General features: G+C 70.9%; 13 protein-coding genes. 8 read left to right on the top strand and 5 right to left on the bottom strand.

Annotation, left to right across the window (positions count from 1 at the left end; translation table 11 throughout):
* A partial coding sequence (locus AWZ10_RS00560; protein WP_060890164.1) for a hypothetical protein occupies positions 1-897 on the top strand: 897 nt, incomplete at its 5' end.
* Positions 898-1,035: 138 nt separating this feature from the next.
* On the opposite strand, the gene AWZ10_RS00555 is transcribed toward AWZ10_RS00560, so the two are convergent.
* Positions 1,036-1,401, bottom strand: a complete 366-nt coding sequence (locus AWZ10_RS00555; protein ID WP_046709106.1) for a cupin domain-containing protein — start codon at positions 1,399-1,401, stop codon at positions 1,036-1,038.
* A 148-nt stretch (positions 1,402-1,549) separates the two neighbouring features.
* On the opposite strand from AWZ10_RS00555, the gene AWZ10_RS00550 reads away from it, so the two are divergent.
* Positions 1,550-3,844: an MMPL family transporter gene (locus AWZ10_RS00550; protein WP_060890163.1), complete on the top strand. Its 2,295-nt coding sequence runs from the start codon at positions 1,550-1,552 to the stop codon at positions 3,842-3,844.
* A gap of 77 nt (positions 3,845-3,921) precedes the next feature.
* Here AWZ10_RS00550 and AWZ10_RS00545 read toward each other — a convergent pair whose 3' ends face one another.
* Positions 3,922-6,201, bottom strand: a complete 2,280-nt coding sequence (locus tag AWZ10_RS00545; RefSeq protein ID WP_046709108.1) for a M4 family metallopeptidase — start codon at positions 6,199-6,201, stop codon at positions 3,922-3,924.
* Between the two features lie 400 nt (positions 6,202-6,601).
* Positions 6,602-7,417, bottom strand: coding sequence for an SAM-dependent methyltransferase (locus AWZ10_RS00540; RefSeq protein ID WP_060890162.1), 816 nt, complete (start codon positions 7,415-7,417; stop codon positions 6,602-6,604).
* A 164-nt stretch (positions 7,418-7,581) separates the two neighbouring features.
* Between AWZ10_RS00540 and AWZ10_RS00535 the strand changes: the two genes are divergently transcribed.
* From AWZ10_RS00535 to AWZ10_RS00510, 6 genes are all read left to right on the top strand, one after another.
* On the top strand, positions 7,582-8,385 hold the full coding sequence (locus tag AWZ10_RS00535) for an SDR family oxidoreductase (protein WP_046709110.1): 804 nt from the start codon (positions 7,582-7,584) through the stop codon (positions 8,383-8,385).
* A 145-nt stretch (positions 8,386-8,530) separates the two neighbouring features.
* Positions 8,531-8,749 (top strand): hypothetical protein, encoded by a 219-nt coding sequence (locus AWZ10_RS00530; protein ID WP_046709111.1) that lies wholly within the window; start codon positions 8,531-8,533, stop codon positions 8,747-8,749.
* A 16-nt stretch (positions 8,750-8,765) separates the two neighbouring features.
* Positions 8,766-9,206: a hypothetical protein gene (locus AWZ10_RS00525; protein ID WP_060890161.1), complete on the top strand. Its 441-nt coding sequence runs from the start codon at positions 8,766-8,768 to the stop codon at positions 9,204-9,206.
* 41 nt (positions 9,207-9,247) lie between these two features.
* The gene (locus AWZ10_RS00520; RefSeq protein WP_046709120.1) at positions 9,248-10,087 is read left to right on the top strand and encodes a class I SAM-dependent methyltransferase; all 840 of its coding nucleotides are present in this window, start codon (positions 9,248-9,250) and stop codon (positions 10,085-10,087) included.
* Between the two features lie 361 nt (positions 10,088-10,448).
* Entirely contained in the window at positions 10,449-11,528 is a 1,080-nt protein-coding gene (locus AWZ10_RS00515) for an enoyl-CoA hydratase/isomerase family protein (protein WP_060890160.1), read from the top strand.
* A gap of 130 nt (positions 11,529-11,658) precedes the next feature.
* Positions 11,659-12,189, top strand: coding sequence for a GNAT family N-acetyltransferase (locus tag AWZ10_RS00510; RefSeq protein WP_060890159.1), 531 nt, complete (start codon positions 11,659-11,661; stop codon positions 12,187-12,189).
* Positions 12,190-12,271: 82 nt separating this feature from the next.
* Here AWZ10_RS00510 and hemC read toward each other — a convergent pair whose 3' ends face one another.
* Positions 12,272-13,204, bottom strand: a complete 933-nt coding sequence (gene hemC / locus AWZ10_RS00505; RefSeq protein ID WP_046709115.1) for a hydroxymethylbilane synthase — start codon at positions 13,202-13,204, stop codon at positions 12,272-12,274.
* A 153-nt stretch (positions 13,205-13,357) separates the two neighbouring features.
* The coding region (locus AWZ10_RS00500) for an ABC transporter substrate-binding protein (protein WP_159058187.1) at positions 13,358-14,334 on the bottom strand (977 nt) is incomplete at its 5' end.

Raw genomic sequence — 14,334 nt, 5'->3', positions numbered from 1 at the left:
CCCGCCGCGCAGTCGCAGTCGCAGGGGCCGACTCAGGCGCCGACGCCGACTCAGGCGGAGATACCGATCCCCGCGCAGGCGCAGGCGCCGACCCCGGCGGCCACCCCGAGCGCCTACCCCTACCCGAATCCCCAGTCACCGGCCGGCTACGGCCCCCCGGTCGCGCCGCTGCCGGCCCAGGTCCATCCGTACGGCCAGCCTGCGGGCGGATACCCGCCGGGCGGCTACCCGGCCCTCGGTGCCCCGCCCACGACGGGCGGCGGCGGACGCGCCGTGCTGTGGGTGCTGGTGGGCGCGGTGGTGGCCTCCGCCGCGTGGGCCGGCGGTGTCTTCCTGCTCGGCAAGGACGACACGGAGGCGGACCTGCGCGGATACCGGGCCAAGTCCAACCTCTGTTCCTCGGTGGAGTACTCGTCGTTCAAGAACGAGTACCCGGAGGAGGACGACGCGCCGGTGAACAACTCCCTGGAGCACGAGGCCCTCGACCAGAGCTACTGCAGCATCTCCCTCAAGACGTCCTCGACCTCCTCCCTCTCCGACGCGTACTTCTCGGTCCAGCTGGACCTCCACAAGAAGACCGACCCCGGCCCCGAGTTCACCGCCCTGTGGTCCGAGTACGACCAGCGGTACGAGGACTACGACGTGGACGAGGTCTCCGGCTTCGGCGACGAGGCGTACCTCGTCACCGAGGACACCAGCTCCGGCAACGACACCAGCGGCAGCCGGTCGGCCACCCTCGCGGTGCGCGACGGCTGGATGACGTACGAGATGAGGTGGAGCGCCTACGGCTCCACCTACGACGACGTGGCGATGCCGGAGGTGGACGACGTCGTGGAGTGGCTCAAGAACGACACCAACGCGACGCTGGACAACCTGCGGGACTCGGACGGGATCTAGGGCACCGGACCCAGGACACGGGATCCGGGGCCGGCCGATGGGATCAGGCCGAAGCCGCAGGGCTCGAACGCACGGGCGGACGGACGGAGGCGGGGCGCGTACGCCACCGCCTCCGGCCCCTCTCGCACCCGGCTCGGCTCAGTCGTCCTTCGCCTTGGCGTAGTCCGTCGCCATCTGGCCGGCGAAGTCGTACAGCAGGACCTGCTCGTCGCCCACGACCCACGCGTCGTGCCCCGGCGGGCACACGAACGCGTCGCCCGGCCCGACCTCACCCTCACCACCGTCGTCCATGCGGATGTGCATACGTCCTTGGACCACATAGCCGTTGTGGTGGACCTGGCAGCTCTCCGTGCCCGCGATGGGGGCGACGGACTCCGACCAGCGCCAGCCCGGTTCGAACGTGGCCACGGCGAAGTCGAGCCCCGTGAGGTGAACGGCTTCGAGGTGACCCCGTGGGAAATCGCGCCGTTCGTCCGGCTTCTCGACCGTCTTGATCTCCAGCATGGCGGCTCCTTCCGCTAGGCCGTCCCACCTCCCATCGTCCGCCTGTCAAGCCGGGGCCGCCAACCGGGGGACCGCCGCCGCCGGAGGTGCCGGGCCGACGGGAGCATCGTGTAATGGGGTCCGGGAGATCGCTCCCGGAGGAGAGACGATGCGCTCAGGCCGTACCGGTGGGGAAAGCGGGGCCAAGGCCGCGGCGGGCCGGCTGCGGCGGCTCGGCGAGTGGTGCGCCCGGCACTTCGTCATCGTCATCGTCGCCTGGCTGGTCGCCCTCGCGGCACTCCAGGTCCTGAACCGGGCCTACGGCGGCGACTACTCGGACGACTTCGACCTCCCGGGCGTGCAGTCCACGCAGGGCCTGGACGTCCTGAAGGAGCACGATCCGGCGGCCGGCGGCTACAGCAGCCAGATCGTCCTGCACGACAAGGACAAGGCGCTCACCTCCCTCGGCTCCCAGATGTCCGACACGGTCGGAGACCTGCAGAAACTGCCGCACGTGCTGTCGGTGCAGAACCCGCTCACCGCGCCTTCCACGCAGCCGTCGCAGTCGTCGTCCCAGTCGCAGCAGCCGAACGTCGGCCCGCTGTCGTCCGACCAGAAGACGGCGTACATCACCGTCCGCTTCGACGTGCAGCCCTCGACTCTCGGGGACGGCTACCTCGACGGCGTGGACGACTCCGTCCAGCCGCTGCGGTCGGCGGGCGCCGAGGTCGAGTACGGCGGGCCGCTGGGCGAACTGGCCCGTCCCGCGCCCGACGACCGGGTGAGCGAACTCATCGGGTTCGCGGTGGCGATCGTCGTCCTCCTCGTCGGCTTCGGCAGTGTGATCGCGGCCGGTCTGCCCCTGGTGACCGCGCTGCTGAGCGCGATCGGTGGCCTCGCCTGTCTCGGGCTGCTCGCCTCCGCCTTCACGTTCGCCACCGTCTCCCCGACCCTGGCGACGATGATCGGCCTCGGCGTGGGCATCGACTACGCCCTGTTCCTGATCACCCGTCACCGGCAGAACCTCATGAACGGCGCCGACCCGGTGCGCGCCGCCGGGTACGCCGCGGCCACCAGTGGCCGCGCCGTACTCGTCTCCGGTTGCACGGTGATCATCGCCCTGTGCGGGCTGTACGCGTCCGGAGTGAGTTTCATCGGGAAACTCGGCCTCGCGGCCGCCGTCACCGTGGTCTCGGCGGTCATCGGCGCCCTGACCCTGGTCCCGGCCCTGCTGGGGCTCATCGGCCGCCGCATCGACCGCTACCACGTGCGCAGACCGGTCGCCGAGACAGGCGTCGAGGAGGGCGCCGAGATCGAGGGCACCTGGCACCGCTACGCCCAGCGCGTGGCGCACCGGCCCTGGCGGTTCCTGGCCGCGGGCGTCACCACCATCGCGATTCTCGCCATCCCGGTCTTCTCCATCCAGCTCGGCCACATCGGCGACGGCGCCGACCCCACCTCCTTCACCGACCGGCGCGCCTACGACCTGATGACCGACGCCTTCGGCCCCGGCTCCAACGGCCCCCTCACCGTCGTCATCGACCAGACCTCCGTCCCGTCGTCCGACCGCCAGAGCCTCCAGAGCACCGCGCAGAAGGACCTCGACGCCGTGGAGGGGGCGCACGCGGTCACCCCGCTGTCCGTCACGCAGGACGGGGACGTCCTCGTCGGCACGGTCTACGCGAAGGAGTCCCCGCAGAACGCCGACACCACGGACCTGGTGAACCGCCTGGTCGACGACACCCTGCCCGCCTCCGTCTCCGGAACCAAGGCCGAGGGATACGTCACCGGCACCACGGCCTCCCAGGTCGACTTCCGCGACATCGTGGCGAGCCGGCTGCCGCTGATCATCGCCGTCGTCGTGGCCCTGGCCTTCCTGATCATCCTCATCGTCTTCCGGGGCCTGCTCGTCGCGCTGAAGGCGGCGGTCCTCAACGTCCTGTCCATCACCGCCTCGTACGGTGTGGTCGTCGCCGTCTTCCAATGGGGCTGGGGCGGCCCCGCCCTGGGCGTCTCCGGCAAGGTACCCATCGAGAGCTATGTCCCGATGATGATGTTCGCCATCATCTTCGGGCTGAGCATGGACTACGAGATCTTCCTGCTCTCCCGTGTCCACGAGGCCTGGCTGCGCACCGGCGACGCCCGTGCCTCCGTCGCCCACGCCCTGGAGATCACCGCGCGCGTCATCACCTGCGCCGCCCTGATCATGGTGAGCGTCTTCGCCGCGTTCATCATCAGCGACAACATCGTCGTCAAGATGCTCGGCCTCGGCCTCGCCGTGAGCGTCCTCATCGACGCGACGGTCGTACGGCTGCTCCTCGTCCCGGCGGTGATGACCCTCCTGGGCCCTCACGCCTGGTGGACCCCGCACTGGCTGGACCGCGTGCTGCCGCGCATCGACGCGGAGGGGGACACGGCCGAACGGCCGGTCCCGCAGGGGCAGGACCGACCGCTCGGCAGCTGACTTGCTTCAGTGGAACGCTGGTTGACGGATCATCAGAACATGACCGTCAGAAGTCGATCGTCAGAAGTCGATCGTCGTCAGAACGTCAGCTTCCAGCTGTTGATGTAACCGGTGTCGAGGCTGGCCACGTCCTGGACCCGCAACTTCCAGGTGCCTGCGGCGGTCTCGGAGGAGGCGTTCACCGTGTACGTCTCGACCACGTTGTCGGCGGAGTCGGACCCGGCGGAGTTCTTCAGCCGGTACGCCGTGCCGTCCGGGGCCACGAGGTCGACGACCAGGTCACCGCGCCAGGTGTGGACGATGTTCACGTCCACGGTGAGCGTGCTGGGCGCCGCTCCGGCCCGGTTGACGTTGATCGGGGACTCGACGGTGGAGTTGTCGGGGATCTGGTAGTCGGCGGTGTTCTCGAACACCGACTGGTTCCCCTCCTCGTCCACGCGCCAGGCGAAGCTCGCCGTCCCGGTCTCGTCGGCCGCGTCCGTCACGGTGACGGTCGGCGTCCAGTTCCCGGCCGTGGTCGGGGTGCCCGAGATGCGTCCCGTGGCGGCGTCGATGGACAGCCCGTCCGGGAGGCCGGTGGCCGCGTACGACAGGGCGCCGGCGTTGGTGGACGACGCCTGGACGTCCAGCGTGACCGCCTGGCCGGTGAGGGTGTACTGGGCGGCCGGCGGAACGACCGTCACGCCGTCGAGGATCCGGGAGCCGACGTTGATCGCGGCCCAGGCGTTGGCGGTGTTGTTGTAGGTCACCGAGCCGAGCCCGTACAGGTCGGCGGCGGCCTGCAGGGTGGCGTTGCGGGCGGCCGCGTAGTTGGTCGTGGACGTCATGTACGTGGTGAGCGCCCGGAACCAGATCTTCTCGGCGGCGTCCCGGCCTATCGGAGTCACCGGAAGCCCGTCGAAGGTCGGCGAGTCGTAGGAGACGCCGTTGACGACCTTCGCGCCGCTGCCCTCGGAGGCCAGGTAGTACCAGTGGTTGGCCGGGCCCGAGGAGTAGTGGACGTCGACGTTGCCGAGCGTGGAGGACCAGTAGTCGCGCGAGGAGCCGTCCTTGCTGGGCTTGTCCATGTAGCGCAGCGGCGTACCGTCGCCGTTGATGTCGATCTTCTCGCCGACGAGGTAGTCCCCGACGTCGCTGCTGTTGCCGGCGGCGAACTCGACCGCGGCGGCGAAGATGTCGGAGGTCGCCTCGTTCAACCCGCCGGACTCACCGCTGTAGACCAGGTTGGCGGTGACCGAGGTCAGGCCGTGCGTCATCTCGTGCGCGGCCACGTCGATCGAGGTGAGCGGGTTGGCGTTGCCCGACCCGTCGCCGTACGTCATGCAGAAGCAGGTGTCCTGCCAGAACGCGTTGATGTAGTTGTTGCCGTAGTGGACCCGGCTGTACGGCGCGACCCCGTCGTTGCGCAGCCCGTTGCGGCCGTGGACGTTCTTGTAGTAGTCCCAGGTCAGAGCGGCCCCGTAGTGCGCGTCCGCGCCCGCGGTCTCCAGGTTGGCGGCGGTCCCGTCACCCCAGACGTCGTCGCTCCCGCTGAACAGCGTGCCCGTCCCGGACGATCCGCGGTTGAGGTTGTACGTCCGGTGGTTGCCCCGGTCCGCGTCGGTCAGCGTGTACGACGAGCCCGACTGGCTGGTGCCGAGCGTGACCGTGCCGCTGTAGCGGGTGTTGCCCGTGCCGGTGTGCACGGCCTCGTACTCGTACAGCTTCTTCCCGGTCTGCGCGTCGGTGATGACGTGCAGCTCGCTGGGCGTGTCGTCGTGCTGGAAGCCGCTCACGACGGTCTCGTAGGCGAGGGTCGGTGTGCCCTTCGCCGCCCAGACGACCTTGCGGCTGCTGTCCGCCTCGGTCTTGGCGGAACCTTCCTCCTTGGCCGCCGCGAGCGCCTGCTTCTCGGCCGCGGCCTTGCTGACCTCGGCGCTGAGGTCCGACACCTTCAGCTCGGGCTTGTAGGCCCGGGTGACGCTCTCGACCGCGCCGCTCTTGGCGGCGTGGACGACCAGGTCACCGCCGAGCACGGGGAGCCCGGCGTAGGTGCGCTCGTAGCGGGTGTGCACGGTGCCGTCGGCGTCCTTGACGACGTCCCGGACCCGCAACTCCTCCTGACCGCCCAGGTCGAGGCGGTCCGCGGTCCTGTCCGTGGCCTTCTCGGCCTTCTGGACGAGGGTGGCGCGCTGAGCGGGAGTGAGCTGCGCGGGCAGTGCGCCGCGGTCCGGTTTCGCGGCCGCGGTACGGGGGGTGCCTTCGCCGCTGTCACCGCGTGCCATCGCCGGGGCGCCCGGGACGGCGACGGCGAGGACCGCCGTCGCTACTACGAGGGCGGCCGTGGCCGTAGTACGTCTGTGGGGGGTGGATCTCACGCGAACTCCTTTGCTGCGGCCGACGTTGGGCGAACGGCCGTACGAAGGACCCGGTGCACGGGTCGAGGCACCGGGTTGTTGCAGGGAGTGCTGCGATGCGGGTGCGCGTGCGCCGTCGTGAGACGGGATGGGCACAGAGTGACAGACGTGAGCCGGGTATGTCAGGGGCATATCAAGTCTTTGGCCGGAAACTGATCGATCACTGACCACTGATGACCAGAGGCTGCCCGGCGGTGGTGCTCGGAGTGAGGCGTACGGGGTCGTCCCGGTCTCGTCAGGTGTACTCCGGAACGCCCCCGCACGGTGGCCCGACAGACAGCGGCGCGGGCCTGGGCGGTTTCAGAAAGCGCCCAGGCCCGCGCCACTTCACCTCACGGCGTCACACCATCACGACGTGGTGTCACGGCTTGCGGGCGAGGCCGCCGTGTTCGGCGATGGCCAGCGGGGCCGGGTCGGTGGTGTCCGGGCGCCAGAGGGGGACCGAGACCACGCCGGGGTCCAGCAGTTCGAGGCCGTCGAAGAACGAGGTGATCTCGTCGACGGTGCGCAGGTTGTACGGCACGGCGCCGCTCTCGTTGTACCCGTCCTGGGCTCGCTCGAAGACCGGGTCGATGCCTCGGGAACCGTCGTTGATGGAGAGGTAGCTCCCGGACGGCAGCGCGCCCAGCAGACGGTCGACGATGGAGCGCGCCTGGTCGTGGTCGGCGACGTGGCCCAGGATGTTGCTGAGGATCAGTGCGGTGGGCCGGCTGAGGTCCAGCGTGTCGGCGGCGGCCGCGAGGATGCGGTCCGGGTCGAGCACGTTGGAGTCGACGTAGGCGGTCGCTCCCTCCGGCGTGGAGTAGAGCAGGGCGCGGGCGTGGGCCAGGACCATCGGGTCGTTGTCGACGTAGACGATCCGGGTCTCAGGGGCGATCCGCTGGGCGACCTCGTGGGTGTTCTCGGCGGTCGGCAGGCCCGTTCCGACGTCCAGGAACTGACGTATGCCCGCCTCGGCGACCAGGTAGGTGATGTTGCGCCGCAGGAACGCGCGGCTGCTGCGGGCGATGGTCACGATGCCGGGGAACACGGCGGTGTACGCGTCGCCGGCCTGCTCGTCGACGGGGTAGTTGTCCTTCCCGCCCAGCCAGTAGTTCCAGATACGGGCCGAGTGCGGCACCGAGGTGTCGATCTTCTGATGCGCCGCGGGTCCGGGCGTGGTCGCGTGGTCGGTCATGTCTACCGTCCGTCTTTCAGCCGAAGCGAGGAGTTCCAGACACAACTTACGTCCCGACACCCGTACTCCGTACGTCAGTTCACATTTCCGGTGGGCGACAGGGGAACACCCGGTCCCGATAACGAGTTTGACGGTTCTGTGCTGCTCGGGGACGATCGCACGCCGTGACGAACAGCAGTGAGCAAGATCGGTTCACCCAGGACGAAACCGCTTCCGCGCCCCGCCCGCTGGCCCTGGTCACCGGCGTGGGCCGTACCGCCGGTATCGGTGCGGGCGTCGCCCGTCGGCTGGCTGCGTCGGGGTGGGACATCGCCTTCACCCACTGGACCCCCTACGACGACCGCATGCCCTGGGGCAGGGAGTCCGGGGCGACGGAGGCGATCAGTCGATCCCTGGCCGAACACGGCGCGTCCGTCACGGCGGTCGAGGCGGATCTCGCCGATCCCGACACCCCGGCGCGCGTCTTCGACGAGGTCCAGGAACGGCTCGGTGGCGTCACCGCCTTGGTGATGTGCCACTGCGAATCGGTCGACTCGGGTCTCCTGGACACCACGGTCGAGAGCTTCGACCGCCACTTCGCCGTCAACGCACGCGCCACCTGGCTGCTCATCCGTGAGTTCGGGCGCCGTTTCGCGGCGGAGCGGGGGAGCGGCCGGATCGTCGGCCTCACCAGCGACCACACCGTGGGCAACCTTCCCTACGGGGCGAGCAAGGGAGCCCTGGACCGGATCACCCTGGCCGCCGCCCATGAACTCGCCCACCTCGGCGTGACCGCCAACGTCATCAACCCCGGCCCGGTCGACACGGGCTGGATGTCCGAGGAGGCCAGGGCACACTGCGTCCGTGCCACCCCGCTCGGCCGCCTGGGCACCCCACAGGACACCGCCCACCTCGTCGACTTCCTCTGCTCCCGCGAAGGCCAGTGGATCAACGGCCAACTGCTGATGAGTAACGGTGGTTCTGCCTAGAACGGCAGCCCTCCGGAAGAGCGTTCGCCCGGTGCCGGCCCGGTGGGTGCGCCGGGCACACGACAGGCGGGAACTTCTCGGATCGAACTGGCGTCCATCCTGGTGAGGCTGAACGCACCTGGTGCGCGACGGAAGCAGGGTTGCCATGACGACGAACGACCCGACCAAGATCGAGACCACACTGGCCGACGGCCGACGCATGACCCTGTCGCTGCCTCCGACGGACGCGGGATGGGCCGCCGACGGAATCAAGGCCCTCCGCCCCGTCCCGCCCACCCACACCGGCCGTGGCGAAGACCCTCCGGCGCTCCCGGAGCGCCCCGTGCTTCCCCTCGAAGTCGCCCTGCTCGGCTTCGGCCTTTGACAGGCTCCGCCTACGCGTGCGCGAGCCGGTCACCGGTGGCGGTGTACTCGTCCGCCCGCCGGTGACCGTCGCGCGGCCGCGCCCGGTCCAGCCGTCGCTCCTGTGGACGGACATCCCGGTCGGGGTGGTCGTGTACCGCTCCGTCGCGATCCGCCCGGTGAGCGCCGCCCGGAGCCGGGAGGTGGCGATGGCGCCGAAGCCGGTCAGGGCGAGGTCGTGGCCGATTCCGGTGTCGCGGGTCGAGGGTCGCGAAGGTGATCCAGCGGCCGGCTCCTGCGTCCCAGCGCTGCAGGGACCGCAGGTCACGCTGTACTGCCCGGCGCCCCTGCTTCGCGCAGGCGGGAACACGGTGACGGTCCTCGAACTCGAACGGCTCGGCGGAGAACTGGAGTTGCGGGACCGTCCCGAGCCGGGAGCGCCGGAGGAGTACGTCGAGGAGTTCGACCGACCCGAGTAGCGTGCGGGTCTGCACGGACCGGGCGGGTGAAGGGAATCGACATGCCTGATGGATGGGAGTGGGACCGCACGCTCTTCCAGGGAAGCGCGGCCCACTACGAGCGAGGCAGGCTCCCGTACGCTCCCGGCTTTCCCGAAGCGCTCGCCGAGGCCCTCGGTCTGGACGGCCGGGGCAGACTCCTCGACGTCGGCTGCGGCCCGGGGACCGTGCTGCTGCCGATGGCACGGTTCTTCACGGAGGCGGTCGGCGTCGATCCGGACGAGGACATGCTGTCCGAGGCCGGGCGGCAGGCCGGGCGCCGAGGGGTGACCAACGCGCGCTGGGTGGCCGCCCGCGCCGAGGACCTGCCGGCGGGGCTGGGAACGTTCCGGGCCGTGGTGTTCGCGCAGTCCTTCCACTGGACGGATCGCGACCGTGTGGCGGCCACCGTGCTGGAGATGCTGGAGCCGGGCGGCGCGCTCGTCCACGTGAGCGACCTGCAGCACCCGCTTCCCGAGCCTCCCCCTGCGCCGTTGTCCGCGCCGCCGTACGACCGCATCGCCGACCTGGTGCGCCGTTACCTGGGCCCGCTGCGCCGCGCGGGGCAGGGCGTGCTCGTCAACGGCACGCCGGGCGGGGAGGAACTCATCATCGAGCGCGCCGGTTTCCGGAACTTCGCACGACTTGTGGTGCCGGCCGGGGAAGTCGTCACCCGCACCACGGACGACATCGTCGCGTGGACGTTCTCCCGATCCGATTCGGCGCCGCACCTGCTGGGCGACGGGCTCGCGGACTTCGAGCGGGACCTGCGTGCGCTGCTGGAGGAGACGGCCCCCGACAACCGCTTCGCGGAGCGCCTTCCGGCCACCGAGATCAGGACCTGGCGGAAACCTCCGAAGTGAAGTGAACAGGGACGTCAGCGGCGGTCTGTCGGCGTTGCCGGTGGCCGCTGTCGGCCGCTGTCGGTCGCGGGCGGTCTCGGGGCCGGGAGAGATCGTGAAGCCGCCCCTGGGGCGGAGAGGCGGAGAAGAGGGTCGGGTACGCTCGGCGGGGTCCGGGGTGTTGGCAAGCTCGGGGCTGACCGGCGACCGCGCCCACCTGGCTCCTGCTCGGAGCGGGGTCCGTCTCATGGCGGGTGGTCGCCTGTCGCACGCCCGGTGCGCCCACCGCGACCGTCCGGGACCCACGTGTCCACCGGATCCTGGAAGGAAGCGACGAGATCATGCGCGTCAGCGTGGCCCGAGGTCTGACGGAGACCCGCCGATGACCGGCGGCGAAGAGCCCGTCCTCCTGCACACCACGGGCCGGGCCGCCCACATCACCCTCAACCGCCCGAGGGCCCTCAACGCCCTCAACCACGCCATGGTGCGGCGCATCGGCGAGGCGCTGACCGCCTGGGAACACGACCCGGCCGTGGAGAGCGTCGTGATCACCGGCGCGGGGGAGCGGGGCCTGTGCGCGGGCGGCGACATCCGCGTCGTCCACGACGACGCCCGCGACGGGGACGGCACCGCCTCGGCCGCGTTCTGGCGCGACGAGTACCACCTCAACGCCCGAATCGCCCGCTACCCCAAGCCGTACGTCGCCGTCATGGACGGGATCGTGATGGGCGGCGGCGTCGGTGTCTCCGCGCACGGCAGCGTCCGCATCGTCACCGAGCGGTCGAGGATCGCCATGCCCGAGACCGGCATCGGCTTCGTACCGGACGTCGGCGGCACTCATCTCCTGGCCCTCGCGCCGGGCGAACTCGGCACCCTCCTCGCCCTGACGGGAGCGCAGATCGGCGCCGGGGACGCCCTGCTGTGCGGACTCGCCGACCACTACGTACCGTCCGCGTCGCTCGGGCACCTGCTCGACGACCTCGCCGAGCTGCCCGTGAGGGAAGCGGTCGCCCGGCAGATGCGGCAGCCGTCGCCCGGCGAACTGGCCGGTCAGCGGGAGTGGATCGACTCCTGCTTCGCCGCCGACACGGTCGAGGAGATCGTCCGGCGGCTCCTCGCCGACGGCGACCCGGCGGCGAAGGAGACCGCCGAGACGCTGCTCGCCAAGTCGCCCACCGCGCTCAAGGTCACCCTGTCCTCCATGCGCCGCGCCCGCCGACTCGGCTCCCTGGAGCGAGTGCTGGAGCAGGAGTACCGCGTCTCCTGCGCGGCCCTGGCCACCGCCGACCTGGTCGAGGGCATCCGCGCCCAGGTCATCGACAAGGACCGCGACCCCCGCTGGTCCCCGGCCGCCCTTGCCGACGTCACCGATGCCGACGTGGAGCGCTACTTCGAGCCGCTCGGCGACCGCGAACTCGGCCTCGCCCGACCCGACGACCCCGCCGAGGAGACGGCCCGGTGAGCGAGCCCGGACGCACACCGACGTACACGCACGCCGACGCACGCCGAAGCAGCGCACAGCCGCACGCCGAAGCAGCGCACAGCCGCACACCGGACAAGACGCGTCACCCCGCCCCCAGTAGGCTGCCGACGTGACCGACACTCCCCACGGCATACGGATCAGACCCGGCGCCCCGGCCGACGCTCCGGCCATCCTCGACATGCTCGACGCGGCGGTGGCCTGGATGAACGAGCGCGGCAACACCGAGCAGTGGGGCACGATCCCGTACTCACGGCGGCCCGACGGGGTGGGCCGGGTCGAGCGGTACACGACCGAGAACACCCCGTACATCGCGGAGCTGGACGGAACACCCGTCGGGGCCCTGGTGCTGGACTCCGGCCCCAGCCCCCGGATGCCGATCGCACCGGCGGGGGAACCCGAGAGGTACGTCCGGCTCCTGGTCTCCGACCGCCGCCACGCCGGCCGGGGCATCGGGGCGGCCCTGCTGGCCCACGCCGCCGAGGAGACCCGCCGGGCCGACGTACGGCTCCTGCGGGTCGACTGCTGGGCGGGCGGCGGCGGCCAACTCGTCGCGTTCTACGAACGCAACGGCTTCACCCCCACCGACCGCTTCCTCTCCGACACCTGGCCGGGCCAGGTACTGACCCGGCGCGTCGACTGACCCGGGCGGCCAGGAATCACCGACGGCTGCCGCCGGGTGCCGTGATCGACCACCGGTCGATCCGGCAGGGCCCGGGAACGGGTCAGTGGGGAATGCCGTCGATGAGGTCCCGGGCGCCCTGGCGGAGCAGGGCGACGGCGACGGAGGTGCCCAGGGTCGCGGGGTCGAGACGGCCGGCCCATTCGTGGGCGTTGATGACCGTCTTGCCGTCGGGGGTGAACACGCAGGCGCGGAGGGAGAGTTCGCCGCTGCGGTCCGTGCGGGCGAACCCGGCGATGGGGCTGTTGCAGTGGCCCTGGAGGACATGCAGGAACATCCGCTCGGCGAGGGTTTCGCGGTGGGTGTCCGGGTCGCCGAGGCCGCTGACGGTGTCGATGGTGAGGGCGTCGCCCTCCCGGCACTGGAGCGCCAGGACGCCCGCGCCGATCGGCGGCATCATCGTCTCGACGGACAGGATCTCGCTGATCACGTCCGCGCGGCCGATCCGCTCCAGCCCGGAGACGGCCAGCAGCAGCGCGTCCGCCTCGCCGGCGGCGAGCTTCTCCAGACGGCGGTTGGCGTTGCCCCGGAACGGCACGCACTCCAAGTGCGGGTGGGAAGCGGCGAGTTGCGCCGTGCGCCGTACGGAGGAGGTGCCGATACGAGTCCCGGCGGGCAGCTCGTCCAGGGTGCGCCCGGCGGGGTCCACGAGCGCGTCACGGATGTCGTCCCGCTTCAGGAACGCGGCGAACATCGTGCCGGCCGGGAGGGGCCGGTCGGCGGGAATGTCCTTCACGCAGTGCACGGCGAGGTCCGCCTCGCCCGCGACGAGCGCGGCGTCGACCTCCTTGGTGAACGCCCCCTTGCCCTCGACCTGGGAGAGGTCGCCCATCCACTTGTCCCCGGTCGTCTTCACGGGGACCACTTCGGTGCGCAGCGCCGGGTGGAGCACGGCGAGTTCGGCGCGCACACGCTCCACCTGGGCCAGAGCCATGGGCGAGTCTCGGGAAACGATGCGAATCAGGTCCTGCGACATGAAGGCACGATAGCCCCTCGGGCGCGGCCCTGTTGACCACCCTCGGGTCGGTCCTGACCCGGGCCCTGAACCAGGTCCTGACCCGGGTCGGGCCCTCACCCTCGACGACCAGCAGGGACGACCAGCCCGAACGGTCGGCCCCGGCGACCGGTCTCACACATCCGCCCGCTGGTACTGCCCGAGAAAGTCGAACTCCCGGTCGACCGTGCGGAACAGGAACAGGGCGTCGTGGTTGTATCCGTTGTCCGAGGTGTACGCGACGGTCCGGCTGATGCCCTTGTAGGCCACCTCGCGCATACGACGTACGATCGCGCCGCGTTCCGTCAGGGGCGAGTCCCCGCTCGCGCACACCTCGGCCAGGAACAACACCGCGTCGTACGCCTCCGCCGCGTACCAGCCGGGACGCTCCCCGTACCGTGCCTCGTACGCCTTGGTGAACGCGCCGGCCGCCGGGGTGGCCGTCGGATCGATGAACGTGGTGGCGAACACCCAGCCGTCGGCTGCCGGGCCCGCGCTCTTCAGGAACCGTGTGCCGAAGGCCCGTTGGGTCGCGACCCGGGCCCCGGAGAACCCGGCCCCGCGCAGCGCCGCCGCGAAGGCACCCGCCCGCTCCTGGCCCCCGCTGAACACGACCGCGTCCGCGCGATCCGCGACGACCTTCCCGGCGAGCGCGGTGGCGTCGAACTTCCCGGCGGCGACACTCGTGACGCTCGTGTCCCTCCCGCCACGGCCCAGTGCGCGCTGGATGAAGTTGCACAGGGCCCAGGCGAAGTCGCCCTCGGCCCGGTCGTCGACCAGGAACACCTTGCGGGCGTCGACCTTGCCCGAGAGATAGACGTTGCACGGGGCGGCGAGCAACTCTCCCATCGGTGACAGTTGAGCATGCCAACGCTGTGTGGGCGACACCCCCACCGAAACCGAGACCACGGGCAGCACGGCCTTCGTGTATGTGGTCTCCGCGGCGAGGAAACAGTCGTCCGTGGTGGGCCCCAGCACCGCGAGGACCCGCTTGTCCGCCACCAGCCGTCGGGCCCGGTCCAGGGTCCGGTCGGGCTCGCCCCCGTCGTCGAACGCCCGCAGCTTCAGCCGCAACGGCCGGCCGGCGTCGGCGTTGACGCGTGCGACGGCCA

The sequence above is a fragment of the Streptomyces europaeiscabiei genome (genome assembly GCF_001550375.1).
In the GTDB taxonomy this organism is placed as follows: domain Bacteria; phylum Actinomycetota; class Actinomycetes; order Streptomycetales; family Streptomycetaceae; genus Streptomyces; species Streptomyces europaeiscabiei.
Note: the sequence above shows the minus strand (reverse complement) of the source record. Positions and strands in the feature narration are given on the sequence as shown.

Coding starts and splice junctions, on each gene's coding strand:
- AWZ10_RS00555 (WP_046709106.1), bottom strand. CDS start 1,401: ATGCTGGAGATCAAGACGGTCGAGAAGCCGGACGAACGGCGCGATTTC.
- AWZ10_RS00550 (WP_060890163.1), top strand. CDS start 1,550: ATGCGCTCAGGCCGTACCGGTGGGGAAAGCGGGGCCAAGGCCGCGGCG.
- AWZ10_RS00540 (WP_060890162.1), bottom strand. CDS start 7,417: ATGACCGACCACGCGACCACGCCCGGACCCGCGGCGCATCAGAAGATC.
- AWZ10_RS00530 (WP_046709111.1), top strand. CDS start 8,531: ATGACGACGAACGACCCGACCAAGATCGAGACCACACTGGCCGACGGC.
- AWZ10_RS00520 (WP_046709120.1), top strand. CDS start 9,248: ATGCCTGATGGATGGGAGTGGGACCGCACGCTCTTCCAGGGAAGCGCG.
- AWZ10_RS00515 (WP_060890160.1), top strand. CDS start 10,449: ATGACCGGCGGCGAAGAGCCCGTCCTCCTGCACACCACGGGCCGGGCC.
- hemC (WP_046709115.1), bottom strand. CDS start 13,204: ATGTCGCAGGACCTGATTCGCATCGTTTCCCGAGACTCGCCCATGGCT.